Source organism: Sphingomonas sp. SDUR79 (assembly GCF_056821745.1).
The window spans coordinates 2,050,962-2,074,552 of the sequence record NZ_JBPDIN010000001.1 but is presented as its reverse complement, the minus strand read 5'-3'; the positions used below and the strand labels follow the sequence as shown (position 1 = coordinate 2,074,552).

At 65.9% G+C, this 23,591-nt stretch carries 24 protein-coding genes; 18 read left to right on the top strand and 6 right to left on the bottom strand.

Translation table 11 applies throughout. From position 1 onward, the window contains the following. The first annotated feature begins 33 nt into the window (after positions 1-33). Positions 34-756, top strand: coding sequence for a dienelactone hydrolase family protein (locus ACRYLO_RS10250; RefSeq protein ID WP_482660058.1), 723 nt, complete (start codon positions 34-36; stop codon positions 754-756). Positions 757-998: 242 nt separating this feature from the next. On the opposite strand, the gene ACRYLO_RS10245 is transcribed toward ACRYLO_RS10250, so the two are convergent. Both ACRYLO_RS10245 and purB read right to left on the bottom strand, forming a co-directional pair. Further along, positions 999-1,604 carry a hypothetical protein gene (locus tag ACRYLO_RS10245; RefSeq protein WP_482660057.1) on the bottom strand — a complete coding sequence of 202 codons (606 nt, stop codon included), beginning with the start codon at positions 1,602-1,604 and terminating at the stop codon, positions 999-1,001. A gap of 27 nt (positions 1,605-1,631) precedes the next feature. Continuing rightward, entirely contained in the window at positions 1,632-2,945 is a 1,314-nt protein-coding gene (gene purB / locus ACRYLO_RS10240; protein ID WP_482660056.1) for an adenylosuccinate lyase, read from the bottom strand. Between the two features lie 260 nt (positions 2,946-3,205). Between purB and ACRYLO_RS10235 the strand changes: the two genes are divergently transcribed. Then, on the top strand, positions 3,206-3,766 hold the full coding sequence (locus tag ACRYLO_RS10235) for a calcium-binding protein (RefSeq protein WP_482660055.1): 561 nt from the start codon (positions 3,206-3,208) through the stop codon (positions 3,764-3,766). 115 nt (positions 3,767-3,881) lie between these two features. On the opposite strand, the gene radC is transcribed toward ACRYLO_RS10235, so the two are convergent. Next, complete coding sequence (gene radC, locus ACRYLO_RS10230; protein ID WP_482660054.1) at positions 3,882-4,571, bottom strand: RadC family protein; 690 nt, start codon at positions 4,569-4,571, stop codon at positions 3,882-3,884. Positions 4,572-4,740: 169 nt separating this feature from the next. On the opposite strand from radC, the gene ACRYLO_RS10225 reads away from it, so the two are divergent. The 6 genes from ACRYLO_RS10225 (at position 4,741) to ACRYLO_RS10200 (ending at position 8,007) form a co-directional block, all read left to right on the top strand. Then, positions 4,741-5,058 (top strand): AtpZ/AtpI family protein, encoded by a 318-nt coding sequence (locus ACRYLO_RS10225; RefSeq protein ID WP_224921538.1) that lies wholly within the window; start codon positions 4,741-4,743, stop codon positions 5,056-5,058. Between the two features lie 63 nt (positions 5,059-5,121). Further along, the gene (locus ACRYLO_RS10220; RefSeq protein ID WP_482661716.1) at positions 5,122-5,886 is read left to right on the top strand and encodes a F0F1 ATP synthase subunit A; all 765 of its coding nucleotides are present in this window, start codon (positions 5,122-5,124) and stop codon (positions 5,884-5,886) included. Between the two features lie 43 nt (positions 5,887-5,929). Next, the gene (locus tag ACRYLO_RS10215; RefSeq protein WP_066658331.1) at positions 5,930-6,157 is read left to right on the top strand and encodes a F0F1 ATP synthase subunit C; all 228 of its coding nucleotides are present in this window, start codon (positions 5,930-5,932) and stop codon (positions 6,155-6,157) included. Positions 6,158-6,221: 64 nt separating this feature from the next. Then, complete coding sequence (locus ACRYLO_RS10210; RefSeq protein WP_482660053.1) at positions 6,222-6,713, top strand: F0F1 ATP synthase subunit B family protein; 492 nt, start codon at positions 6,222-6,224, stop codon at positions 6,711-6,713. Continuing rightward, on the top strand, positions 6,706-7,335 hold the full coding sequence (locus ACRYLO_RS10205; protein ID WP_482660052.1) for a F0F1 ATP synthase subunit B family protein: 630 nt from the start codon (positions 6,706-6,708) through the stop codon (positions 7,333-7,335). The genes ACRYLO_RS10210 and ACRYLO_RS10205 overlap by 8 nt, the downstream gene beginning before the upstream one ends. A gap of 279 nt (positions 7,336-7,614) precedes the next feature. Further along, the gene (locus tag ACRYLO_RS10200; RefSeq protein ID WP_482660051.1) at positions 7,615-8,007 is read left to right on the top strand and encodes a YidH family protein; all 393 of its coding nucleotides are present in this window, start codon (positions 7,615-7,617) and stop codon (positions 8,005-8,007) included. Here the strand turns inward: ACRYLO_RS10200 and ACRYLO_RS10195 are convergent. Beyond that, positions 7,997-9,316, bottom strand: a complete 1,320-nt coding sequence (locus tag ACRYLO_RS10195) for an amidohydrolase (protein ID WP_482660050.1) — start codon at positions 9,314-9,316, stop codon at positions 7,997-7,999. The genes ACRYLO_RS10200 and ACRYLO_RS10195 overlap by 11 nt on opposite strands. 212 nt (positions 9,317-9,528) lie before the next feature. Here ACRYLO_RS10195 and ACRYLO_RS10190 point away from each other — a divergent pair, with 212 nt between their 5' ends. The 4 genes from ACRYLO_RS10190 to uvrC all read left to right on the top strand — a co-directional run bounded on the left by ACRYLO_RS10190 (position 9,529) and on the right by uvrC (position 15,570). Further along, positions 9,529-11,403, top strand: coding sequence for a hypothetical protein (locus tag ACRYLO_RS10190; protein WP_482660049.1), 1,875 nt, complete (start codon positions 9,529-9,531; stop codon positions 11,401-11,403). Beyond that, positions 11,363-11,722 carry a hypothetical protein gene (locus ACRYLO_RS10185; protein ID WP_482660048.1) on the top strand — a complete coding sequence of 120 codons (360 nt, stop codon included), beginning with the start codon at positions 11,363-11,365 and terminating at the stop codon, positions 11,720-11,722. Before ACRYLO_RS10190 ends, ACRYLO_RS10185 begins: the two co-directional genes overlap by 41 nt. Next, positions 11,707-13,584 carry a M48 family metalloprotease gene (locus ACRYLO_RS10180; RefSeq protein ID WP_482660047.1) on the top strand — a complete coding sequence of 626 codons (1,878 nt, stop codon included), beginning with the start codon at positions 11,707-11,709 and terminating at the stop codon, positions 13,582-13,584. The genes ACRYLO_RS10185 and ACRYLO_RS10180 overlap by 16 nt, the downstream gene beginning before the upstream one ends. Positions 13,585-13,650: 66 nt before the next feature. Then, the gene (uvrC, locus tag ACRYLO_RS10175) at positions 13,651-15,570 is read left to right on the top strand and encodes an excinuclease ABC subunit UvrC (RefSeq protein ID WP_482660046.1); all 1,920 of its coding nucleotides are present in this window, start codon (positions 13,651-13,653) and stop codon (positions 15,568-15,570) included. Positions 15,571-15,652: 82 nt separating this feature from the next. Here uvrC and ACRYLO_RS10170 read toward each other — a convergent pair whose 3' ends face one another. After that, positions 15,653-16,069: a DUF7336 domain-containing protein gene (locus tag ACRYLO_RS10170; protein WP_482660045.1), complete on the bottom strand. Its 417-nt coding sequence runs from the start codon at positions 16,067-16,069 to the stop codon at positions 15,653-15,655. 94 nt (positions 16,070-16,163) lie between these two features. Continuing rightward, complete coding sequence (locus ACRYLO_RS10165; RefSeq protein ID WP_482660044.1) at positions 16,164-17,393, bottom strand: DUF2254 domain-containing protein; 1,230 nt, start codon at positions 17,391-17,393, stop codon at positions 16,164-16,166. Between the two features lie 286 nt (positions 17,394-17,679). On the opposite strand from ACRYLO_RS10165, the gene ACRYLO_RS10160 reads away from it, so the two are divergent. The 6 genes from ACRYLO_RS10160 to ACRYLO_RS10135 all read left to right on the top strand — a co-directional run bounded on the left by ACRYLO_RS10160 (position 17,680) and on the right by ACRYLO_RS10135 (position 23,586). Beyond that, positions 17,680-18,633: a polysaccharide deacetylase family protein gene (locus ACRYLO_RS10160; RefSeq protein WP_482660043.1), complete on the top strand. Its 954-nt coding sequence runs from the start codon at positions 17,680-17,682 to the stop codon at positions 18,631-18,633. Next, positions 18,630-19,550, top strand: coding sequence for a GNAT family N-acetyltransferase (locus ACRYLO_RS10155; RefSeq protein ID WP_482660042.1), 921 nt, complete (start codon positions 18,630-18,632; stop codon positions 19,548-19,550). Before ACRYLO_RS10160 ends, ACRYLO_RS10155 begins: the two co-directional genes overlap by 4 nt. A 124-nt stretch (positions 19,551-19,674) precedes the next feature. Next, positions 19,675-20,406, top strand: coding sequence for a DNA repair protein RecO (recO, locus tag ACRYLO_RS10150; protein WP_482660041.1), 732 nt, complete (start codon positions 19,675-19,677; stop codon positions 20,404-20,406). Positions 20,407-20,455: 49 nt separating this feature from the next. Further along, a complete protein-coding gene (gene leuB / locus ACRYLO_RS10145; protein ID WP_482660040.1) occupies positions 20,456-21,502 on the top strand; it encodes a 3-isopropylmalate dehydrogenase in 1,047 nt (348 codons plus the stop codon). Further along, positions 21,499-22,602 (top strand): glycosyltransferase family 2 protein, encoded by a 1,104-nt coding sequence (locus ACRYLO_RS10140; protein ID WP_482660039.1) that lies wholly within the window; start codon positions 21,499-21,501, stop codon positions 22,600-22,602. Before leuB ends, ACRYLO_RS10140 begins: the two co-directional genes overlap by 4 nt. 42 nt (positions 22,603-22,644) lie before the next feature. After that, entirely contained in the window at positions 22,645-23,586 is a 942-nt protein-coding gene (locus ACRYLO_RS10135) for a TraB/GumN family protein (protein WP_482660038.1), read from the top strand. Positions 23,587-23,591: the final 5 nt, after the last annotated feature.

Here is a 23,591-nt window from a genome sequence, read left to right as displayed (position 1 = left end):
GCGACCTTTCATCGGGGCGAACGGAGGTGCGACATGATCCAGCGACAGACCATCATCTATGACGGCCCCGGCGGCCCGTTCGAGGGCGTTGCGGCGTTCGACAGCATCGCGCCCGGCCCGCGCCCCGGCGTGCTGATCGTCCCCAATGTACTGGGCGAAAAGGAACAGGATCGTGTGACCGCCGAGCGGATCGCGGCGCTCGGCTATGTCGGCTTGGTCGCCGACCTCTATGGCCAGGGCAAGCGCACCACCCGCGAATCGCCCGATCCGGCGATGTACATGAACGCGCTCAACGCCGATCGCCCGCTGCTGCGCGACCGCCTGTTCGCCAGCCTCGCCGCGCTCCACGCGCTGCCCCAAGTCGACGCGACCCGCACCGCCGCCATCGGCTATTGCTTCGGCGGCAAGTCGGTCATCGACCTAGCGAGGGCAGGGGGCGACGTGCGCGGAATCGTCGCCTTCCACGGCATCTTCGACCCGCCCGGCTATGAGTACCCGACGCCGATCCAGCCAAAGCTGCTGATCTGCCACGGCTGGGACGACCCACTCGCCCTGCCCGAAGCGGTGACCGCGCTCGCCGCCGAACTGACTGCGGCGGGCGCGGACTGGCAGATTCACGGCTATGGCGGGGCAGGGCATGGCTTCACCGACGCGAGCCAGAAAGGCTCAACCCGCCCCGGCTTCGGCTATGACGCCAACGCCGATCGCCGCAGCTGGGCGGCGATGACCGGCTTCCTCGCCGAACTGTTCGACTAACCAATTCCTCCCCTGAGCTTGCTCAGGGGAGGGGGACCGCCCGCGGAGCGGGTGGTGGAGGGGCGGCCGCGCAGACGGCCGTGAACAGCTCGGCAAAATTCCGCCCTCTGCGGCCAACGGCTTGCTGCGCAAGCCGGCTCCGCTACTGCGATATGCCCCCGGCATATCGCTGATCGCAGCTACGCCCCCTCCGTCAGCTTCGCTGCCACCTCCCCTGCGCAGCAGGGGAGGAATGCAAATCGTCAGGCCGACGGCGTCTTCGGCTTCGCGGCACGCGGCTTGGCCGGGGCCTTTGCCGCGGCCGGCGCTTTCGCCGCAGCGGGCTTCTTGGCAGCAGCCGGCTTTTTCGCGGCTACCGGCTTCTTCGGCGCAGCGGGCTTCTTGGCAGGGGTCGGCGGCGTTTCCGCTGCTGGGGCCTCAGGCGCCTTGGGAGCCTCCGGCGCCTTCTCCCCGGTCAGCTTCGCCGTAATCTTTTCCGCCGCCCGCGCCGCGATCAGGCTGGCGAGCGAGGACGCCGTCTTCGCAAAGTCGTCCATCCCAGACGCCTTCGGCGCATCCGCCGTAGCAGGGGCGGGGGCCGCAGCGGCCTGCGCATCCGCCGCCTTCTTCCGCACATTCCCGGCCAGCGCGACCAGTCCCGCGGCAACAATGTCCGCGACCAGCGGATGCTTGGTCAGCTCGAGCAGCTTGGCGCCCTGCTCACGCAATTCCTTGGGCAGTTCGATCCCGGCAACGGTCTTGGGCAACTTGGGCGTCTTGCCCGTCTTCGGTGCCTTGGCGGCCTTGCTCTTCTTTGCCTTCGTCGCGTCCTTCGCCTTGGCCATCTTCATGCCTCCATGGTGTGTCATTTGACTGACACACCCGGAAGCATGTCGTCAATCTGCGAATACCCGCTCGAAAATGGTATCGACCGACTTGAAATGATAGTCGAGGTCGAACTTCTCCTCGATCTGCTGCGGCGACAGCGCAGCGGTGACCTCGGGATCGGCCTTGAGCAGCTCGAGCAGCGACAGCTCCCCGTCGCTCTCCCAAACCTTCATCGCGTTGCGCTGGACCAGCCGATAGCTGTCCTCGCGGCTCACCCCCGCCTGGGTCAGCGCCAGCAGCACGCGCTGCGAGTGGACCAGCCCGCCCATGCGATCCAGATTCTTCTGCATCCGCGCCGGGTACACCAGCAGCTTGTCGATCACCCCGGTCAGCCGCGCGAGCGCAAAGTCGAGCGTGATCGTCGCGTCCGGGCCGATATAGCGCTCGACCGACGAGTGGCTGATGTCGCGCTCATGCCACAGCGCGACATTCTCCATCGCCGGGATCACCGCCGCGCGGACCATGCGCGCAAGGCCGGTCAGATTCTCGGTCAGCACCGGGTTGCGCTTGTGCGGCATCGCCGAGCTACCCTTCTGCCCCGGCGAGAAATATTCCTCCGCCTCCAGCACTTCGGTGCGCTGCAGATGCCGCACCTCGACCGCCAGCCGCTCGATCGAGCTGGCGATCACGCCCAGGGTCGCGAAGAACATCGCGTGGCGGTCGCGCGGGATCACCTGCGTCGACACCGGCTCGACCGCAAGGCCAAGCTTGTCGGCGACATGCTGCTCCACGCGCGGATCGATATTGGCAAAGGTGCCGACCGCACCCGAAATCGCGCAGGTCGCGATGTCCGCCCGCGCCGCGATCAGGCGAGTCTTGCAGCGCTTGAACTCGGCATAGGCCTCGGCGAGCTTCAGCCCGAACGTCACCGGCTCGGCATGGATGCCATGGCTGCGCCCGATCGTCGGGGTCAGCTTGTGCTCATACGCCCGGCGCTTGAGCACCGCGAGCAGCTGGTCGAGATCGTCGAGCAGGATATCCGCCGCGCGCGTGAGCTGCACCGCCAGGCACGTGTCGAGCACGTCGCTCGACGTCATCCCCTGATGCATGAAGCGCGCTTCGTCGCCGACATTCTCCGCGACCCAGGTCAGGAACGCGATCACGTCGTGCTTGGTCACCGCCTCGATCGCGTCGATCGCGGCGACGTCGATCGTCGGGTTGGTCGCCCACCAGTCCCACAGCGCCTTGGCCGCCGATTCGGGCACCACGCCCAGCTCGCCTAGCTTCTCGGTCGCATGCGCCTCAATCTCGAACCAGATGCCGAAGCGGGTTTCGGGCGACCAGATCGCGGTCATGGCGGGGCGGGAGTAGCGGGGGACCATAAAGAAGCCTTTCGTGGGACGCGGCGCCCCTAGCAAAGCCCCGGCGGCGCGGCAAACGGCGCATGACGCAAGTGTTCCACTCGGTTCGTCGCAATCGAGGCACAGTATCGGCGCGAGTCGAAGCGCGGTGTCGACTAGTCGATTGCCTTGAAACAATCTTGTGGAACGTGACAAATATGCAACGCGTTCTCCCGTCACATGAACCGCAAATAAAAACGCGGCGTCATCGGATTTGTTAGATGAACATACTGGAGAATGACATGTTGAAATCTATCCTTCTTGCCAGTGCCGTTGCAATTTCGGCACCTGCATTCGCTCAGGACATGCCGGAGCAGCAGAACCCGCCGCCGCAGGAACAGCCTGCTCCGACCGAAAGCACCGAGCCGGTTCCGCAGGAGGCTCCGGCACCCGCGCCGCAGCCTGAGGGCGATCCGATGCCGGAGGCGACCCCGACGCCAGCCCCGACTCCGACTCCGACCCCCACGCCGACCCCGGAGCCCCAGGCGGCCGAGCAGCAGGCTCAGGCAACGCAGCCCACGCAGCCTGCGCAGAAGCCCGCCAGCGCGGACCAGATCGCGCAGATCATCGACCAGGGTTTTCCGACCTATGACGGCGACAAGGACGGTAATCTGACCGGGGAGGAATTCGGTCGCTGGATGGTTGCGCTGCGCTCGGCCACTGAGCCCGCCTTCACCGGCGAATCGGCTGCCGACAAGGAATGGATCGGGCGCGCCCTGGCTGCTGCTGACGCGGACAAGTCGGGCACCGTGAGCAATCCCGAGCTCAAGACCTTCCTCGCCCCGGCCGCGGCGGCGTCGTAACCAGGTCTCCCCGGATGGGCGGCCCGCATCCCGCCCATCCACCGGCCGCCGGAGTTCGCTCCGGCGGCCGTTCTTATATTGAGCCGGCCCGTTCTGCGGCCCAATAGTTTAGGGGCTACATCAACCCCTGCGCGCGCAGGCTGACATGCCCGCCGGTGCCGATGACGATATGGTCATGCACGGCAATTCCCAGCCTTTTGCCCGCCTCGACGATGTTGCGCGTCAGTTCGATATCCGCCCGGCTCGGGCTGGGGTCGCCGCTCGGATGGTTGTGCACCAGGATGATCGCGGTGGAGCCCAGATCGATCGCGCGGCGGATCACCTCGCGGACATAGACCGGGGCCTCGTCCACCGACCCTTCCTGCATCAGCTCGTCGCGGATCAGGATGTTGCGGCTGTTCAGATGCAGCACCCGCACCCGCTCGATCACATGATGCGCCATATCCGCGCGCAGATAATCGAGCAGCGCCTGCCAGTTCGACAGGATCGGTCGCGCCGCCACCTCATTCTTCAGCAGCCGTAACGCGGCGGCATGGGCGATCTTGATCGCGGCGGCGCTGGTGTCGCCCATCCCCGGCACCCGCGCGATCGCCGCTGCATCGGCGGTCAACAGCCCGGCAATCCCCCCGAACTGATGCAGCAAGACCTTAGCCAGAGGCTTGGTATCCCGCCTGGGAATCGCGAGCGTCAGCAGATATTCGACCAACTCATGGTCCAGCAGCCCATCGGCATCGGCGAGCAGCCGCCCGCGCAATCGCGCGCGATGTCCGGTCCCATCGGTAATCGCTTCGCCGCCGTCCCCCATAAGAGGAGCCTAGCGGCAGAGCCCAGCCAGCGAAAGAGCTGGACGGTTGCAACAATGTTGCACCGCGGTTGACTCGGGATGCCCCCCTTTCTAAAGCGCGCGTGCCTTGGCGGGCTCGCCGCTCGGCCCATGCGTTTCGCCCTGGTATCTGACTGGCGGAGGAAGCGAAATGACCGAGAACGAGCCCGGACCGGACCCCCTCAAGGAGGATGCCCGCATCACTTCGCTCAACGAGCGGCTGGCGCGGGCGAAATCCGAAGAGGCGGATCGGCGGGGCGAGGGGCAGCAGGCCGGCGATCGTGATTATCGCATGGGCAACCGCGTCCTCGCCGAGCTGATCGGAGGAATGGTCGGGGGGGCGCTGATCGGGTGGGTGCTCGATCGGTTCCTGGGAACCTCGCCATGGCTCCTGCTCACGCTGCTTGCCCTAGGCATCGTCAGCGCGTTCAGGAACATCATCAGGATTTCGAACCAGCGCTCGAAGTAACTTTCGGGCGCTTGCGTTACATGGGAAACGGGCGTGGCTGAAGAAGCAGGCAAGATCGATCCGATGCACCAGTTCGAGGTGACGTCGATTGCCGACATGTTCACCATCGGCGGGCAGCAGATCGCCTTCACCAACAGCGCGCTGTGGATGGCGATCGCCGCCGTCGCGTTGTGGGTGTTCATGCTGGGCGGCATGAAGCGGGAAGTGATCCCGGGCCGCTGGCAGATGGCGGTCGAGGGCTTCACCGGCTTCATCGACAATCTGCTGAAGGCAAATATCGGGCATGAGGGGCGCAAGTTCCTGCCTTATGTCTTCTCGCTGTTCATGTTCATCCTGTTCGCCAACGTCATCGGCCTGCTGCCGTTCGGCGTCGTGCCGGGCGTGCATCCGTTCACCGCGACCAGCCACTTCACCGTCACCGGCGTGCTGGCGATCCTGTCCTTCTCGATCGTCCTCGTCGTCGGCTTTGCGAAGCACGGCCTGCGCTTCTTCTCGCTGTTCGTGCCAAAGGGCACGCCGATCCCCGTGCTGATCCTCGTGGCGCCGATCGAGTTCGTCTCGTTCATGGTCCGCCCGTTCAGCCTGGCGCTGCGACTGTTCGTTGCGATGACCGCGGGCCACATCCTGCTCAAGGTGCTGGCCGGCTTCATCATCAATTCGGCCAATGCCGGCGCAGGCTGGGGCCTGCTCGTCGGCGTGCCCAGCTTCGCGCTGATGCTCGGCGTCTCGGCGCTCGAGATTCTGGTCGCCGGCGTCCAGGCCTATGTGTTCGCGCTGCTCACGTCGCTGTACATCAACGACGCGGTGCATCTGCACGATCATCACTGAGTTTTTTCCCACCAAGACCTGAATTTTCTAAGGAGTGATTTCAATGGAAGCAGAAGCATTCAAGCTGCTCGGCGCCGGTCTCGCGGCAATCGGTGCTGGCCTCGCGGCGCTGGGCGTGGGTAACGTCTTCGCGGCGTTCCTCCAGGGCGCACTGCGCAATCCGGGTGCGGCTGCCAGCCAGCAGGGCAACATGTTCATCGGCTTCGCGGCTGCCGAGCTTCTCGGCCTGCTCGCGTTCGTCGTGGCGGTGCTGCTGATCTTCGTCGCCTGATGTCTCTGCCGCCCTGCGCGTCGCGCGGGGCGGACTACAGGACGGACCGCGAGAGGACGGACCAATGCCCCAGATCGAACAAGTCGCGGCGACCTATGCGTCGCAGATCTTCTGGCTGCTGCTGACCTTCGGGCTCACCTTCGTGATCGTCGGCCTGGGCATCTTGCCCAAGGTTTCCGGCACGATGGATGCGCGCGACAAGTCGGTTGCGGACGACCTTGCCGCTGCGGAAGTGGCGCGCTCGGCGGCCGATCAGGCCGAAGAGACCTGGCGCGCGCAGGAAAATGCGGCGCGTGAAGCCGCGCGCAAGCGCCTCGCCGAGGCACGTGCGGAGGGGCAGGCCCAGACCGACGCCGCGCTCGCATCGGCCAATGCCGAAATCGAGGGTCGCGTCACCGCGGCCGAAGCCCGGATCGCGGCGGCCAGTGCTGCCGCAGCGGGTGAAATCGAATCGGTCGCCGCCGACGCGGCGCGTGACATCGTTGCGCGCCTGTCGGGCGCGACCGTCACCCCGGCCGAAGCGGCGCAGGCAGTGAAGGCAGCACTCCATGGCTGAGGCAGCACAAGTGACCGCGACCACCGCCACCGATCCGGTTGCGCAGAATCTGAGCGAAGCGTCCAAGGGCGAAGGCATGGGCTTGCCCCATGCCGGGACTGAGGCTGCGGGCGAGGCCTATCACGCCGCTCCGGCGGTGTTCGGCATCGACGCGACCATGTGGGTCGGTCTGGCGATGCTGGCGCTGATCCTCGTCGTGGTATGGAAGAAGGTGCCGTCGGCCATTGGCGGCATGCTCGACAAGCAGATCGCGGCAATCCGCACGCGTCTGGACGAAGCCAACCAGCTTCGCGCCGAGGCCGAGGCGCTGCGCGAGGAATATGCGCGCAAGCTCGCCAATGTCGAGCAGGAGGCCGCCGCCATGGTCGCCCATGCCGATGAGGAGGCTCAGGCGCTGCTGGTCAAGGCCAAGGCCGATGCCGAAGACCTGATCCGCCGCCGCACCAAGATGGCGGAGGACAAGATTGCGGCTGCCGAGCGCACCGCACTCGACCAGGTCCGCGCCACGGCCGCCGAAGCCGCGACCAAGGCCGCCAGTGCGATCATCGCGCAGAAGCACGACGCCAGCGCCGACAAGGCACTGGTCAACCAGACGATCGCCGGCCTCTCGCGCCTCAACTGAGCGGCGGGTCCGGACAAGAAAAAGGGGCGTCGGTCGAAAGATCGGCGCCCCTTTTCGTTTCGCGACTCCGTTCGTGCTGAGCTTGTCGAAGCACGTTCAAGCAATGATCCGCCGGAGAGGCCCTTCGACAAGCTCAGGGCAAACGGGGGTTGTGCGCACCCAATCCTCCCGTTGCGGGGAGGATTGTGGCGGCCGCTCCCCACTTTGGACCTCACCTCACCAACAAACCCAGCCCCACGCCCACCCGAAGCCAATCGCCGCCCCACGCGTTGCCCTGCCATGACCGACGACACCCCCTCCCGCTCCGAACTCGCCGAAGACCGTACCGACCTCGCGGAAGACAGAACGCTGCTTGCCAACGAACGCACCTTCAGCGGCTGGGCGCGTACCGCGCTCGCGACCATCGGCATTGGCCTCGGCTTTCACGTCCTGTTCGGCGCGCTCGAACCGGCGTGGCTCCCCAAGGCGATCGCGACCGTGTTCATCGCGCTTGGCGTCGCGATCATCTGGATGGCGCAGCGGCGCGCCTGTGCGATCCAGAGCCGGTTGTCCGCGCACAATATCCGCACGCTACGGTCGCTCAACCTCCGGCTGATCGCCTGGGTCTATACGCTCGGCGCGCTCGCGCTGACGATCGCGCTATGGCTCATCAACGGCGATGCTATTTCTTGAGCAAATCCAGCACCGCCACCGTCATCGCCGTCGTCCCCAGCGTCACCGCGGGCTTCGGCTCGACCTTGAAGAAGGGCGAATGGTGCGCGGGCAGCGTCTTCTCGCCGCGCTTGGCTGCGTCCAACTCGGCCTGCGGCGTCCCGCCGACCACGAAATACGCCCCCGGCACGCCCAATTTCTGTTCGATGAAATAGGCGAAATCCTCCGCCCCCATGCTCTCGCGCGGTTCGGTCTTCAGGATGTCCTTGCCGAACGCCGTGGTGAACGCCCCGCGCACCCGCGCGGTCAGTGCCGGATCGTTGAGCGTCACCGGGGTCGATTCAAAGCCCACCCGAACCTGCGGCAATTTATCCTCGGGCAGGCCGTTCATCCGGCCCACATTCGCCGCGATCCGCTTGATCCCGTCGAGCAGCTTCTTGCGCGTCTCCTCGTCATCCGACCGCACCGTCAGCTGCAGCTCGGCCTTGTCGCTGATGATATTGTGCTTGAACCCCGAATGGAACGCGCCAACGGTGACCACCCCGGGCTTGAGCGGCGCGATCTCGCGGCTCACCAGCGTTTGCAGCGCCATCACGATCTGCGCGCCCATTACGATCGGGTCCTTGCCCATATGCGGCGCCGCGCCATGGGTTCCGACGCCGTGAATGGTGATGTCGACGCTGTCCGAGGACGACGAGCTGATCCCCGGCTCCAGCCCGATCTTGCCGGTCGGAAAGCCCGATGTGACATGGAACGCAACCGCATAATCGGGCTTCGGGAAGCGAGTGTAGAGTCCGTCCTCCATCATCTTGCGCGCGCCGCCGATCCGCTCCTCGGCCGGCTGCACCACGAACACGACGGTGCCCTTCCACCGGCTCTTGAGCTTCGCCAGCTGCCGCGCGGTTCCGATCATCGACGTGATGTGCACGTCATGCCCGCACGCATGCATCACCGGCTTCACCACGCCGTCGATATCCTCCTGCGTCACCGTGGAGGCATAGGCCAGGCCGCTATCTTCCTTCAGCGGCAGCCCGTCCATATCGGCGCGCAGCAGGATGGTGGGGCCATCGCCATTCTTCATCACGCCCACGACGCCGGTCCCGCCAACCCCCTCGGTCACCACGATCCCGCCCACCGCGCGCAGCTCCTTCGCCATGATCGCGGCGGTGCGGCTCTCCTTGTACGAGAGCTCCGGATTCTTGTGGAAATCGACGAACAGCGCCTCGAGATGCGCCGCATAATCCGCCTCCACCGCCGGCGCGAAGTCCGGCTCGGCCAGCACGGGTGCGGCAATCAGCGACGAAGCGAGCAGGGCGGTGAGCAGGCGCATGGTGGATCCCCCGGATGGTTCGGTAACAGGCTAACCCGGCACGCCCAGGGGTGAAAGGGGCAAAACCCTGGACAGCCTCCTGCTGAACCGCAACGTGGCGCGCAACGATGTGATCGCCCCCGATCCCCGGATCCGACGCCGCAATCGAGTGACGAAGCGCCGCACAACTATGCTATTGTGTCGCGTCGGGGGACAGAATCATGCGAGCATTGTTGGCAAGACCGCGAGCTTGGTGGATTTGGCTGGCAAAGGCGGGTGCCGCTCACGCAGTATCGCGCGCGATACTGCTGATCGCGCTGGTCCTGCTTAACCCGTTCGGCATCGTCGATTGGGGCGAGCGTCGCACGCGCGTGCTGTGGCAGGAAATCTATGCCGAACATTATGGCCCGCCAGCCCAGGCCGCGGTGCCCGGGGTGCCGCCACCCGCGGTGCGCGGGCGCGATGACATCACGCTGATCCTGCTCGATGCCGACGACCGAAAGCTGCTCAACCGCGCCGACCTGCCCGACAGCTATGACTGGTTCGAGGTGATCGACCGGGTCTATCGCGCGGCATGGCAGGATCGGCCCACAGGCTGGCAGCCGCGCGCGATCTTCGTCGACATCCAGTTTAGCGTGGGCGCTCCCCATGGTGTCAGCGCGGATTCACTGCTCAACTGGACGCCGAAGGACCAGGAAGCGTGCGCTCTGGACCCTAAAGGCAAGCTTGACAAAGGCAAGCTTGACCTCGGACGCAGGTCGCCCTTTCGCTGCGCGCTGATCGGGATCGCGGGGATCACCCGCTACGATCGATGGGGCAAGCGGCCCGAATGCCATGTTTCAACCGTGGCAAAGCTGGTGTGCATCCGTCGCCATGGCGGCACGCCCCTGTTGTTTGCTGAGCCGTTCAGCACCGATCCGGCGGGACCGCCGGCGTCGGAAGGGGCGCGGGCGCTGGACCGGGTGGCGGCGTTGGTCCCGGCGGGCTTTGTGCTTGGCCGGGCCGACCTTGTTACGCCGGCGGATGTTGCGGATCGACAGAACGAACCGTATCGCCTGTCGCCGCCGGCGGCGCTTTATGCCGCCTGGCGCGGGGTGCCGCTGTCCGATATCGGCGGAACGGGGCAAATCGACCGCCGGACCTGCACTGCAGAACAGCCGATCCAATGTCCGGTCGATGATCCCGATAATAGCTGGCGAAGCCGCTATTGGGGTTGGTCGCCCGGCTTCGATCGTCCGGTCGAGACAATATGGGGCATCGGCGGCGAGGACTGGTTCACCAAGGCGCGTGAGGGGTTAACCGGCGGCACCCTCGCCAAAAGCTGTTCGGTCGCGAGCAGGGATAGTGCCGGGCTGGCGCTGTCCTTTGTTCAGGCGTTCGCGTCGGGCTTCAATTCCAACGGGCTACCGCCCTGTCTCTACACGCATGTCCTCAACTACCGCCATCTCGGCGACGCCCACACGGCGATGCTCGACCGCGCGATCGCGGGCAAGCTGGTGCTGATCGGCAATGCCGACCCGGAGGGAAATGACTATGTCCCGGCCGGGCCGCATGGCGAACTTCCCGGTGTGTTCCATCATGCGATGACGCTCGACAATCTGATCGTCTATGGCGCCGCCTATCCCAGGGCACCCGAGCCGCTGGTCAAATTCCTCGATGTCACCGACAGTGATCTGTTCAATCTTGGCGCGCTGCTGTTGATCCTGTTTCCAACCGGGCTGGTGACCATATGGGCATCAGCGCGCAACCGCCGTCTGGCACCGGGAGCCTTGCCAACCTTGCGCGAATGGAGGTGGCGGATGGCCGCCGTCGCGCTGACAGTCGGCTTCGTCATATCGGTGGTGCTGATCCTGACCGGCCAATTGGCGTTGCTGCCGCCGCATTACCGGGCTGCATCCTTAACAATTGTGGTTTTTCTCGAACTTCTTATCATTCTTCTTATCCTGTTGAGGCCGATTCGCGACCTGCTCGTGGCCAAGGTCTCGGTACTGCGTTTCCTGTTCGGTGAGACACCGCCTGAGCCTGCCGCCTATCCGGTTGGCACGGGTCAAGACGTGGGAGATGGCGATGCTGACGATGCTGCTGGTGATGGCCGGGTTGGCGGGTGAAAGCGGGAAGATCGACGCTTATCTTCGCGACGTCACCCCGCTCTATAAGGCCGACGGGTCTGAAGCGGGGCGGAAGCGGAGCAAGGAACTGCCCAAGCCGCTGGCCTTTGACGGCGAAAGCGAGTTCGGCGACCTCAAGGTGACGCTCGATGGCAAGGAATATTATATCCGCCGCGCCGATGTCCGCTTCACCGGTGGTCGCGTGGCCTGTGCCCCAACGGGCGCGCCCGCACGTGCCGCCAACAGCCACCAAGGCGTGTCCCGCCCTGGGGTAAAGGCAGGGGCCGGGTCGGGAACGCAAGAATGCGTGCGCCAGTAATCCGCCGCGCCGCCGCGCTTCGGCTGGCCGCGCTTGCCGCCGCATCGGCGCTGACCTTGGCGGCGGCACCGGCCAGCGCGCAATGTCTGCCGCTCCTGTGCGGCTTCTCCGAAAGCGGCAAAAAGGGGCCATATCTCGAAACGGCGGTGGATGCTGAGGATCTGGCGCGCGCCGATGCCGCGATTAAGGCGGGCGGCGCCGATGGCAAGATGATGGCCGCCGAATCGATCAATCGCGGCGAATTCTATGGCGCCGGGCTGCGGATGCCAAAGGTGGAGGCGGCGCTGACAGCCCTGCTGGCGGACATCGCCCGACAGTGGAAATATCGTCAGCCCGAACGCCTGTCGGTCCGCGTCGTCGGCACCACGACCTTCAGCCCGCTGGCGCATCCCGACGGTGTCATCGTCATCCCGTTCGGCATGTTGCAGCGCGCGACCACCGATGACCAGATCGTGTGGCTGCTCGCGCATGAATTCTCGCATCTCGCGCTCGGCCATTTCGCGCGGGAGGCGCGCGCGAAAAAGACCAAGCGTGCGCTGTCCAGCCTGCTCGCCGTCAGCCAGGCGGGTCTCGAATTGTCGCAGCAGCGCATCGAACATTCGGGCGACCAGCTGCGCCTGGTCGGTAAGCCCGATCCCGCACGCATCGCGATGGCCGACCGGCTGGCGCTGCATTCGGGCGATTTGCGGCTCGCGCTGGCGCTCGCCAATGCCTTTTTCTCGCGCAAGCAGGAGGATCAGGCCGATGTCCTCGGCATCGATCTCGCGCTCGCGGCGGGCTATTCCGAAGGCGCGGCGAGTGAAGCGATGACGATCCTCGCCGAGGATGAGGCGACGCGCACCAGCTTCTTCGAATCGCTGGGCAAGGATGTGGCCAAGGTGTCGAGCGAGCAGGCGGCCAAGGTGCTGGCGCGAAGCGCGGAGAAGAATGATTTCTCCAAACTGGGCGACGATCTGCTCAAGACGATCGGCGCCAATGTCTCGCAATTGGTGCTGAACAAGCTGGCCGATTCCTATAGCGCGACCCATCGCCCGACCGAAAAGCGGCGCAAGGGCGTGGCCGATTATTATGACCGTGCCCATCCCGGAAAGCCCCGCGTCAAGCCGCGCACGACCTGGCTCACCGCGATCCGCGCGCTGCCCGAATATCGGGAGGCGGAACAGGCGGTGCAGTCGCGCACCAAGGCGAAAGTGCTGCTCGATACGCAAACCCCGCTCGATGCCATGACCGCGTTGCGCCCGGCGCTTGCGACCAGCTATCGCACCTCACCGTTGATCGCCAACGCGGCGGCGAAGATTTTCGACCGCGCCGGCCAGTTCGCTAATGCCGACGCGCAATATTCGATTGCGGCGCGCTATTCGGCGGCTGCGCCTGCACCCCGGACGACCAAACGCCGCGGCAAGGCGCCGCCACCCCCGCCGCCGCCGCCGCCGCGAAGCTTCAACGGTGTCGGCGCCGACCGCTGGCTCGAACAGAGCCTGGATGGGTTTCGCGAGCATGTCGACCTGCTGGTCCGCATGAAAAACTATAGCAAGGCGCTGCTGATGGTTGAGGAGGCGAAGCGCCGCTTTTCCGACAGCGACGCATTCCTCCCGTTGCTGATCCGCATTTATCGGCTGACCAACAAGACTGAATTGATGGCGGCATCGGTCGGCCAATGCAGCGAAACCGAGGATGACGTGCTTCGGAACCAGTGCCGCGAGGCGATCCTGACGCCCCAGGAATTCGACAAGTTTGAGCAGATGTCCCCCACCGAACAGGCTGAGGTGCGCCGCGCGCTGATCAAGATCGACAGCAAGGCGCAATCGGGCAATTTCTGGAAAACGATTGGGGAGGCGATGAAGCCACAGGGCGAAGATTGAGCCTTTGGCGGCGGTCGGTGGCGCTTCCCGCTGGCTGAATCGGCGGGGATTCCCTACATCCCCCCCGTGACCAGCGACCCCAATTCCCCCAACCGCTTCAACGAAGACTCCGCCACCTATGCCGTGCGCGGGTCGGAGACGCCTGACCTCGACGCGGGCGTCGCCGCGATCCGCAACGTCCTCGCCACGCTGCCCGTCCGCCCCGGCGTCTATCGCATGCAGGATGCGCGCGGCGACGTGCTCTATGTCGGCAAGGCCCGCGCGCTCAAGAACCGCGTCGTCAACTACACGCAACCGGCCAAGCTCTCGAACCGCCTGCGCCGCATGATCGCCCAGACCCGGTCGATGACCGTCGTCACCACCAATAACGAGGCTGAGGCGCTTCTCCTCGAAGCCCAGCTGATCAAGCGCTTCCGCCCGCCCTACAACGTCCTGCTGCGCGACGATAAGTCGTTCCCCTACATCCTCCTGCGCGGCGATCACGACTACCCCCGCGTCCAGCTGCACCGCGGCGCGCGCCGCGCCAAGGGCGACTATTTCGGCCCGTTTGCGGGCGCGGGTCAGGTGCGCAAGACCCTCAACGCGCTCCAGAAACTCTTCCTCCTGCGCAGCTGCACCGACAGCTTCTTCAACACCCGCGACCGCCCGTGCCTGCTCTACCAGATCCGCCGCTGCTCGGCCCCCTGCGTCGATCGCATCGACAAGGCGGGCTATGCCGAACTCGTGTCGGATTCCCGCGACTTCCTGATGGGCAAGTCGACCAAGGTTCAGGCGAAACTCGGCGAGCAGATGCAGGCGGCCGCCGAAAATCTCGACTTCGAGCTCGCCGCGATCCTGCGCGACCGGCTGAAGGCGCTCACCTTCATCCAGGGCAGCCAGGCGATCAATGCCGAAGGCATCGGCGACGCCGACATCTTCGCCATGGCCGCCAAACAGGGCCAGATCGGCATCCAGGCCTTCTTCATCCGCGGCGGCCAGAATTGGGGCCACCGCGCCTTCTTCCCCGCGCACACCGCCGATGTGCCGGAGGATGAGGTGTTCACCCAATTCCTCATGCAATTCTATGAGGAGGTGCCCCCGCCGCGCACCATCTTCGTCGACCGCAACCTCGACGATCTGAAGCTCCTTTCCGAAGCGCTCGCCGAGCGCGCCGGGCGCAAGGTCGCGATCGGCATGCCGCAACGTGGCACGCGCCGCCGCCTGCTCGATCAGGCCAAGCGCAACGCGATCGAGGCGCTCGACCGCCGCATGGCCGAATCGACCACTCAGGCAAAGATATTGCGCGACATCGCCGACCTCTTCGGCCTGCCCGAACCGCCCGACCGCATCGAAGTCTATGACAACAGCCATATTCAGGGCGCCCACGCCGTCGGCGCGATGATCGTCGCCGGTCCCGAAGGCTTCCGCACCGGCCAGTATCGCAAGTTCAACATCAAGAGCGCCGCGACCAACGACGATTTCGCCATGATGCGCGAAGTCTTCACCCGCCGCTTCGCCCGCGCGCAGGAGGAAGACCCCGACCGCGACAAGGGCGTCTGGCCCGACCTGGTCCTGATCGACGGCGGTAAGGGCCAGCTCAGCGCCGCCCGCGCCGTGCTGGAGGAAATGGGGATCGAGGATGTGTGCATGGTCGGCGTCGCCAAAGGCCCGCACCACGGCCGCGAAGGCCGCGAAGTCTTCCACCTGATGGACGGCAGCGAACGCATGCTCCCGACCAATGCCCCCGCATTGTTCCACATCCAGAAGCTCCGCGACGAAGTCCACCGCTTCGCCATCGGCGCGCACCGCGCCAAGCGCGCCAAGGCCATCGGCGCCAGCCCGCTAGACGAAGTCCCCGGCATCGGCCCGGCGCGCAAGAAAGCGCTGCTGATGCACTTCGGCACGGCCAAGGCGGTGCGCGGCGCGAGCCTGGAGGATCTACAGAAAGCGCCGGGGGTGAGCGCGGCGGTGGCGCAGCAGGTGTATGATTTCTATCATTCCCGGTGAAGGTGGGTCGTGAATGGATAAATGGCCGCTATCGGGGCAGCGGGGTGGCGTCGGCTATTGGGTGGCAAGCGGTCGTACCAAATTAAGCGGGAGAAATAGCAACGAGTACATCGCCATCTTCACGATGCTGAACTTCACAGTGCACAATCGTTCCGGGTGGATAGCGCCAGATTTCATCATCGGACACTGGCCCGACAACTTCGAACCGGCCATCTGCAAGTAATACAGAACTAACTGGGGACCATATGTCCGCTCCCGCTTTCTGCATTGGTATCAGAATGGCGGGCAAGTCGACGAAACCCTCTTCCCAATGGTCATGGTCCAAAGCGTATTTTCCGATCTCAAAGCCGGCTGGATAATCTCGAAACCCGGGTTGGGACGAGAGCCGATAAATCGCGAGCTTCGCACTGGCTTCGCTTCGGTAAACGCCAATGAGCTTCGCATCATCTCCATATTCATCGTCTTCGCGAATGTGGTGCAGAAGATACACGTGTTCCATAGACACAGCCTACCAAGCACGTCTGCAAATGCCAGCGTTTGCTCCGACGGCAATGGGGTCGTTTGCGGAAAGGCCGCTTCCGCCTCGCCACCCCCTAATCCGGCCAATCCGCAAACGCCCGCACCATCACCAGCTGCTCCTCCTCCGTCGTCAGCGCCGTCCGCGCCCGCGCCGTCGCGTCCTCCGCCGCATGCCGCGCCGCCGCTGCCCAGTCGGGCGCAGCCGCCGCCAGCGCCGCGAGCGTCTTTTGCAGTTTCACCGCTACCTCCACCGTTCCCGCGCCATCGCGCCCGATCGCGCGGAACGCATCGACCACCAGCTTCTCGATTTCCAGCGCCGGAAACACCACGCGGTCATCGACCGGCTGGCCCTCGACCCGCGCCATCTTGTCGAACACCCGCAACTGCGCGCCCAGCACCGCAATCGCCGTCCCCGGATCATTGACCGCCGGCGACAGCGCCCGCGACGCGATCTCCGACAGCACGATCAGGCCAAAGCGCGGGTCATGGTCGAAACTGCGGTCGCGCTCGATCGTGATCGCTTCGGCAATGCGCGCATCCACCTCGGCATCGCCGCCGACCACCCATGCGACCACCCGACCGGAATCGACAAAGCTCCCGGGCAGCACCGCCAGCTGCACCGTCCCGCCGCACCCGGCCATCACCTCGCCCAGCCCGGCGACATCGATATTGGTGACATAGCCGATCCGCCCGGCACAGCGCACCGCCCGCGCCCCGTCCGGCACCGGCGGCACCGCCAGCCCGGCAATACGCGGCCGATGCTGCATCCGCTCCGCCGCCGCGATTCCCGCGCGCTCGACCCGCTTGATCGTGTCATGCACCCGCCCCAGCAGCGCGATATGCTGGATCCAGCGCAACAGCGTGACGACGATCACCCCGATCAGCGCGATCGTGCCCACGAACAGCAGCACGCGCCCCTGCTGGCCATAAAATCCGGTCGACAGCGCGATGATCCCGACAATCGCAAACAGGAACGCGCCCAGAAAGGTCGACAGCGCATTTTGCGACGTCGAATCCTCGACCAGCAACGCCACCGCGCGCGGCGTCACGTTCGACGTCGCCGCGCCATAGGCCGACACCATCGCCGTCAACGAAAAGGTGGTGACCGCCAGCATGCTCGACGCGATGATGCCCAGGATATTGTCGACCGCATCCGCCCCGATCTTCGCCCCCAGCGTATAGGGCACGAGTGGCGCAACCAGCGGCGCCAGCAACGCCAGCACCACCGCCGCCAGCGAAAACGCCGCCGCGCGAAACCACAGCCGCCGCGACACCACGCGCCACACCCACGCCCAGCGACTCATCGCGCGGACCGAACCGGATTCGTAACGATCATGGAGGGTCCAACCCGCCGCAATACTGGGAGGTTCCCGACAATCCCCGGGGGCTGTCCTACAAGCCCCCAACCCACTACACTCCCGTCATGCCCAGCACCCCGCCATCCCCGCACGCCCCCACCGCGCGGAAGTGTCAGGCGGCTTCCTCACATACGGCGTTTCTTGTCAGAATTGTCAGCATAGTGAACCCGACCGTTCACCAACCCCGCCCAGATTTTGCGATTTCTTCACCCAAGCCAGCTACGCAACCGCCATGCCCACGCGCGTTTTCCTGACGGTCGATACCGAACTGATGTGGCGGCACCATGCCGCCGGGCTGCCGATTGGTGAGATTGCGGAGCGGTCGCTGGAGCCGGCCGGGGTCGGCATCGGCTATCAGCTGCGCCGCTTTGCGGAGCATGGGCTTAAGGCCACTTTCTTCGTCGATCCGATGCCGGCGGTGGCGCATGGCCTCGATCCGATCCGCCGCGTGGTCGCGGCAATCCTCGATGCGGGGCAGGAGGTTCAACTGCACCTCCACCCCAATTGGGCCGCCGCGCGCGACGAGGATCGCAGCGCCGCCGCCTCGTTCGAACTGATCGACTTCACCTTCGCTGAACAGCGCGACCTGATCGCCGCCGCGTCCGACCTGCTCGTCGCCGCCGGGGCGCCGCGCCCGATTGCCTTCCGCTCGGGCAGCTACAGCGCCAGCGACGACACGCTCGCTGCATTGGCCGAACTCGGCATCCGCTACGACAGCAGCCATAATGGCTCCGAACATCCCTGGCCCAGCGCGATCGGCCTCGCCCCGCGCCAGATCGCCCCGGTCGAACATCGCGGCGTGATCGAGGTGCCGGTGACGCTGATTGAGGATGTGCGCGGCCATCTCCGCCACTTCCAGATTTGTGCGCTGTCCACCGCCGAGATGCGCGACGCGCTCGACCATGCGGTGGCGGCGGGGCATGCCGCGGTGACCATCGTCAGCCATGGGTTTGAGCTGGCCAATCGCGCCGGCACCCGCCCCAATGCGGTGCATGTCGCCCGCTTCGACGCGCTCTGCGCGATGCTGGCCGAGCGGCGCGGGGGGATGGAGACGGTGCATTTCGCCGACCTCGTTCATCTGCCGCTGGGGCAGGACGATGCCCCGCTCGGCCCCAGCCTGATCCGCACCCGCATGCGTCAGGCGCAGCAGCTCTGGTCCAACCTGGTGGCGGAGCGCGCCGCATGACCGCGACGGCGCGACCCACCCCGCTCAATTTCCGCATCGGTGCGCGGACGTTGATGGCGGTGCAGCGCGACATGGTCCGCGTGCCGCTCAGCCTCGATGAAGCGCGCGAAGGCCGGTTGCCGGTGCTGCCCCCGCTGCCGCGCGACGCGCATGGCTATGTCGTGACCTCGCTGCCCGAGGATCGGCTGGAGGCGATGGTCTATGCCTCGGGCAGGATGATCGGCTTCGTCCGTCAGAAATATACGCGTTACTATGCCGACCTGACCGGCGGGTTCGATGCCTATATGGCCAGCCTGTCGGGCAATGCGCGGCAGGGGGCCAAGCGCAAGGCGAAGAAGATTGCGCAGGTCTCCGGCGGCGATCTCGACATCCGCGCCTATCGCACCCCATCGGAGCTTGAGGCGTTCCACGACATCGCCCGCCGCATCGCGCTGCGCACCTATCAGGAAAAGCTGATGGGGGAGGGGCTTCCGGCGAGTCCCGAGTTCATCCGGGGGATGCTGACCGCAGCGGCGGCGGATCATGTCCGCGCCTGGCTGCTGTTCATCGCCGGGGAGCCCGCCGCCTATCTCTACTGCCCCGCCCATGGGGAGACATTGGTCTACGAATATGTCGGCCACGATCCGGCCTTCAACGACTTGTCGCCCGGCGCTGTCCTGCAAGTAGAAGCGTTCCGGGACCTGTTCGACGAAGAAAAATTCGCCCGATTCGACTTTACGGAGGGCGATGGCCAACACAAACGCCAATACGCCACCGGCGGCGTCCCCTGTGTGGACTTGTTACTTTTGCGGCCCAGCCTGACGAACCGCGTGACGACGGCGGCACTTGGCGGGTTCAACAAGACGGTGGCCGGCGGCAAGGCTTTGGTGGACGCGGTGGGGCTGGAGAAGCTGAGCAAGAAATTGCGGCGGGGGTAACACCCCTCTTTCGTCGCCCCGGGCTTGACCCGGGGCAGGGCTGTCTTTCTCCGACCAGAAGAAGAAGCCCGACCCCGGGTCAAGCCCGGGGTGACGAAAGGTTTTGAACGAGTAAGGATGGGCGATGCATCTGCGCACCTCCGCCATCGTCGTCGCGATCCGCCCGCATGGCGAAAGCGGCGCGATCGTCCGGGCGCTGACCGCGCAAGCGGGGTTGCTGGCCGGCTATGTCCGCGGCGGCAGGTCGCGACAGCACCGCCCGGTGCTCCAGCCGGGCAACATCATCCTCGGCGACTGGCGCGCCCGGACCGAGGATCAGCTGCCAGCGCTGGTGGCAGAACTGGTGCACAGCCGCGCCCCGTTGTTCCGCGAGCCTTTACCCGCCGCCGCAATCGACTGGGCCACCGCGCTGACCGCCGCAGCGCTGCCCGAGGGGCAACCCTATCCGCCGCTCCACTCGGCGCTGGAAGGGCTGCTCGACGCCATCGAAGCCGCCCCGGCGGCGCGGGGCTGGGCAGTGGCGATGGTCCGCTACGAATTGCTGCTGCTGGCCCTGCTCGGCTTCGGCCTCGACCTCGACCAGTGCGCCGCCACCGGAGCGACCGAGGATCTGGCGTTCGTCAGCCCGAAAAGCGGCATGGCCGTCAGCACCGCCGCCGCCACCGGCTATGAGGCCCGACTGTTCCGCTTGCCCCCGTTCCTCCGCCAGGGCGGGGCAGCGGAGTGGGACGACATCCTCGACGGCCTGCGCCTCACCGGCCATTTCCTCGACCGCGACCTGCTCCCCGGCCGCGCCGCCGAAATCCTCGCCGCCCGGTCCCGTCTGGTCGACCGGATCAACAGGGCGGTTGCGTGATGCGGCACAGCACGGCAAGGGGCCTGCACCCTGAGCAGGTGGAGTTGTCATGCCGCTGATCGCAATCCTTCCCGGCGACGGGATCGGCCCCGAAGTTACTGCAGAGGCATGCCGCGTCCTCGACGCCCTCGATCTCGGCCTGACGTTCGAGGAAGCTCCGGTCGGCGGTGCGGCTTATTTCGACAGCGGCCATCCGCTGCCGCCCGCAACGCTCGATCTGGCGAAGCGCGCCGACGCGATCCTGTTCGGCGCAGTCGGCGATCCACGCTGCGATGCGCTGGAGCGGCATCTGCGCCCCGAACAGGCGATCCTGGGCCTGCGCAAGGAACTCGGCCTGTTCGCCAATCTCCGCCCCGCCACGCTGTTCCCCGGGCTTGAGGATGCCTCGGCGCTGCGCCCCGAAGTGGCCGGCGCGATCGACATGGTGATCGTCCGCGAACTCAATGGCGACGTCTATTTCGGCGAAAAGGGCATGCGCACGACCGCTGACGGCCGCCGCGAAGGCTATGACGTCATGTCCTACAATGAGGACGAGGTTGTCCGCATCGCCCGGGTCGGGTTCGAAACCGCCCGCGCGCGTCGCGGCAAACTGTGCTCGGTCGACAAGGCCAATGTCCTCGAAACCTCGCAGCTGTGGCGCGACGTGGTGATCGAGATATCGGCGCAATATCCAGACATCGAACTCAGCCACATGTATGTCGATAACGCCGCGATGCAGCTGGTACGCAACCCCGGCCAGTTCGACGTGATCGTCACCGGCAATTTGTTCGGCGACATCCTGTCGGATCAGGCGAGCATGTGCGCCGGATCGATCGGCATGCTCCCCTCCGCCTCGCTCGATGGCAGCGGCAAAGGGCTGTACGAACCGATCCATGGCAGCGCGCCCGACATTGCCGGGCAGGGCAAGGCCAATCCCTGCGCGACGATCCTGTCGGCGGCGATGCTGCTGCGCTATTCGCTTGGGCTGGCGGAAGCTGCGGACCGGATCGAGGCGGCGGTGACGGCGGCGCTGACCAGCGGCGCGCGCACCGCAGATCTGGGCGGCACGCTGTCGACGCGAGCGATGGGCGACGCGGTGGTGCAGGCGCTGGCGTGAGCGAAACGGGCCTCGAACTGGCGGTCGTCGTCCCGACCTTCAATGAGGCACGCAACGTGCCGCTGATGGTCGCGGCGCTCGACAAGGCACTGGCGGGCCGGCGCTGGGAAGTCATCTTTGTCGACGACAACAGTCCCGACGGCACCGCCGACGTGGCCCGCACGATCGGCCGCAGCGACCCGCGTGTGCGGGTGGTACAGCGGATCGGGCGGCGCGGCCTTTCCTCGGCGACGATCGAGGGGATGTGCGCCACCGCCGCGCCGTTCGTCGCGGTGATCGACGGTGACATGCAGCATGACGAGACGCTGCTGCCCAAAATGCTCGACGCGTTGCTCGCCGACGCCACCGTCGACGTCGCAATCGGATCGCGCTTCGTCGAAGGCGGCGGGACCGGCGAATGGGACCGCGACCGTGTCGCCAAGTCGGAGCTGGCGACCCGCATCTCGCGCAAAGTGCTCAAGGCCGATCTCAGCGACCCGATGAGCGGCTTCTTCATGGTCCGCAGCGATGTGGTACGCGGGATCATCCCGCATCTGTCGGCGATCGGGTTCAAGATCCTGCTCGACATCCTGACCGCCAGCCCGCGCCCGCTCAAGTTCGTCGAGCTCCCCTATGTCTTCCGCACGCGCCAGATCGGCGAGAGCAAGCTCGACCATGTCGTCGCGATGGAATTCCTGATCGCGCTGTACGACCGCATGTTCGGGCGGGTAGTGCCGGTGCGGTTCGTCATGTTCTCCGCAATCGGCGCGCTCGGGGCGGGGGTGCATTTCGCTGCGCTCTGGCTGTTCTTCCGCCTGTTCGAATATAGTTTCCTGACCGGCACGATCGTCGCGACGCTGATCGCGATGACGTTCAATTTCTTCCTCAACAACGCGCTCACCTATCGCGATGCGCGACTGAAGGGGTGGCGGCCATTGCTCGACGGCTGGATCGGCTTTTGCATCGTCTGTTCGGTCGGGGCGGTGGCCAATATCGGCGTCGCTGCGTTCCTGCACGATGTGCAGCAGGCGCAATGGGCGCCGAGTGCGCTGGCGGGAATTGCCGTCGCGGCAGTGTGGAATTTTGCGCTGTCGTCGCGCTTCGTATGGGGACGATATTGAAGCTGCCTTATTGGTGCTGCGATTGGCGGTAACGGTGCGGCGATGATCTGGTTACGCCCTCTGTTCCTCCCGCTTGCGCTGGCGCTTGCGAGCGCCCCGCTCCCCGCCACCGCGCAGGAGGCTGCGCCTGACTCCGTCGAAGAAGTGGTAGTGACCGCCCGCACGTCCGGCGCGCCGATGTGGACGGTCAGGACCGAGGCGGGAGTCGTGCTGCTCGTCGGCGAAATCCGGAACGTGCCCAAGGCGACGCCCTGGTACCCCGACCGGCTCGAACGCGCCGCCGGTGGTGCGCAGCGGATTATCCTCGGCACCAAGGCAAAGGTGTCTCCGGGCGATATCCTGCGCCTGATCTTCGCGGGCGGGAAGCTCACCAAATTGCCCAATGACCGTGTCGCTGCGGACTATCTCGATGCAACGCGACTGGCGCGGCTGCGCGCGCTCGAAGCGCGTTATGGTCAGGATTATAGCCGCCGAAACTTCCTGATCACGTCGTTCGACCTGCTCTCGCGGCGGCTGGCGTTCAGCAAGGATACCGGGGACGATGCGACCGATGTCGTGCGCAAGGCGGCGCGGCGTGGCGATATCGCAACGCGCCCGGTTGGCGAGGTGCGCGGCGAGGATATGCTCGACAATCTCTTCGCCGCTCCGCCGGAATCGCATCTCTCCTGCCTCGATGCGGCGATGGCTGCGGCGGAAATCGGGCCGGATATCGTGACTGCGCGGGGCAGGGCGTGGACCGGCTTCGATGTGCCGGGATTGATGGCCAACCCGTTGGAGACGGCGCTGGGGCGCTGCTGGCCCTGGACCGACACTCAGCTCGGCGCTGAGCTGCGCGGGCAGTGGGTGGCTGCGCTCGACGAGGCGGTCAAACAGCCCGGCGTGACGCTGGCGGTGGTGCCGATCCGGGTGCTGGCGGAAGAGGGCGGCGTGCTCGACCAGCTCAAGGCGCGCGACCTGGACATCACCGGCCCGCGCTGGCGTTAAGTTGC

Excerpts from the sequence above, each read along its gene's own strand:
- ACRYLO_RS10250 (WP_482660058.1), top strand. The coding sequence starts at position 34 with ATGATCCAGCGACAGACCATCATCTATGACGGCCCCGGCGGCCCGTTC.
- ACRYLO_RS10245 (WP_482660057.1), bottom strand. The coding sequence starts at position 1,604 with ATGACACACCATGGAGGCATGAAGATGGCCAAGGCGAAGGACGCGACG.
- purB (WP_482660056.1), bottom strand. The coding sequence starts at position 2,945 with ATGGTCCCCCGCTACTCCCGCCCCGCCATGACCGCGATCTGGTCGCCC.
- ACRYLO_RS10235 (WP_482660055.1), top strand. The coding sequence starts at position 3,206 with ATGTTGAAATCTATCCTTCTTGCCAGTGCCGTTGCAATTTCGGCACCT.
- radC (WP_482660054.1), bottom strand. The coding sequence starts at position 4,571 with ATGGGGGACGGCGGCGAAGCGATTACCGATGGGACCGGACATCGCGCG.
- ACRYLO_RS10225 (WP_224921538.1), top strand. The coding sequence starts at position 4,741 with ATGACCGAGAACGAGCCCGGACCGGACCCCCTCAAGGAGGATGCCCGC.
- ACRYLO_RS10220 (WP_482661716.1), top strand. The coding sequence starts at position 5,122 with ATGCACCAGTTCGAGGTGACGTCGATTGCCGACATGTTCACCATCGGC.
- ACRYLO_RS10215 (WP_066658331.1), top strand. The coding sequence starts at position 5,930 with ATGGAAGCAGAAGCATTCAAGCTGCTCGGCGCCGGTCTCGCGGCAATC.
- ACRYLO_RS10210 (WP_482660053.1), top strand. The coding sequence starts at position 6,222 with ATGCCCCAGATCGAACAAGTCGCGGCGACCTATGCGTCGCAGATCTTC.
- ACRYLO_RS10205 (WP_482660052.1), top strand. The coding sequence starts at position 6,706 with ATGGCTGAGGCAGCACAAGTGACCGCGACCACCGCCACCGATCCGGTT.
- ACRYLO_RS10200 (WP_482660051.1), top strand. The coding sequence starts at position 7,615 with ATGACCGACGACACCCCCTCCCGCTCCGAACTCGCCGAAGACCGTACC.
- ACRYLO_RS10195 (WP_482660050.1), bottom strand. The coding sequence starts at position 9,316 with ATGCGCCTGCTCACCGCCCTGCTCGCTTCGTCGCTGATTGCCGCACCC.
- ACRYLO_RS10185 (WP_482660048.1), top strand. The coding sequence starts at position 11,363 with ATGCTGACGATGCTGCTGGTGATGGCCGGGTTGGCGGGTGAAAGCGGG.
- ACRYLO_RS10180 (WP_482660047.1), top strand. The coding sequence starts at position 11,707 with ATGCGTGCGCCAGTAATCCGCCGCGCCGCCGCGCTTCGGCTGGCCGCG.
- ACRYLO_RS10170 (WP_482660045.1), bottom strand. The coding sequence starts at position 16,069 with ATGGAACACGTGTATCTTCTGCACCACATTCGCGAAGACGATGAATAT.
- ACRYLO_RS10165 (WP_482660044.1), bottom strand. The coding sequence starts at position 17,393 with ATGAGTCGCTGGGCGTGGGTGTGGCGCGTGGTGTCGCGGCGGCTGTGG.
- ACRYLO_RS10160 (WP_482660043.1), top strand. The coding sequence starts at position 17,680 with ATGCCCACGCGCGTTTTCCTGACGGTCGATACCGAACTGATGTGGCGG.
- ACRYLO_RS10155 (WP_482660042.1), top strand. The coding sequence starts at position 18,630 with ATGACCGCGACGGCGCGACCCACCCCGCTCAATTTCCGCATCGGTGCG.
- recO (WP_482660041.1), top strand. The coding sequence starts at position 19,675 with ATGCATCTGCGCACCTCCGCCATCGTCGTCGCGATCCGCCCGCATGGC.
- leuB (WP_482660040.1), top strand. The coding sequence starts at position 20,456 with ATGCCGCTGATCGCAATCCTTCCCGGCGACGGGATCGGCCCCGAAGTT.
- ACRYLO_RS10135 (WP_482660038.1), top strand. The coding sequence starts at position 22,645 with ATGATCTGGTTACGCCCTCTGTTCCTCCCGCTTGCGCTGGCGCTTGCG.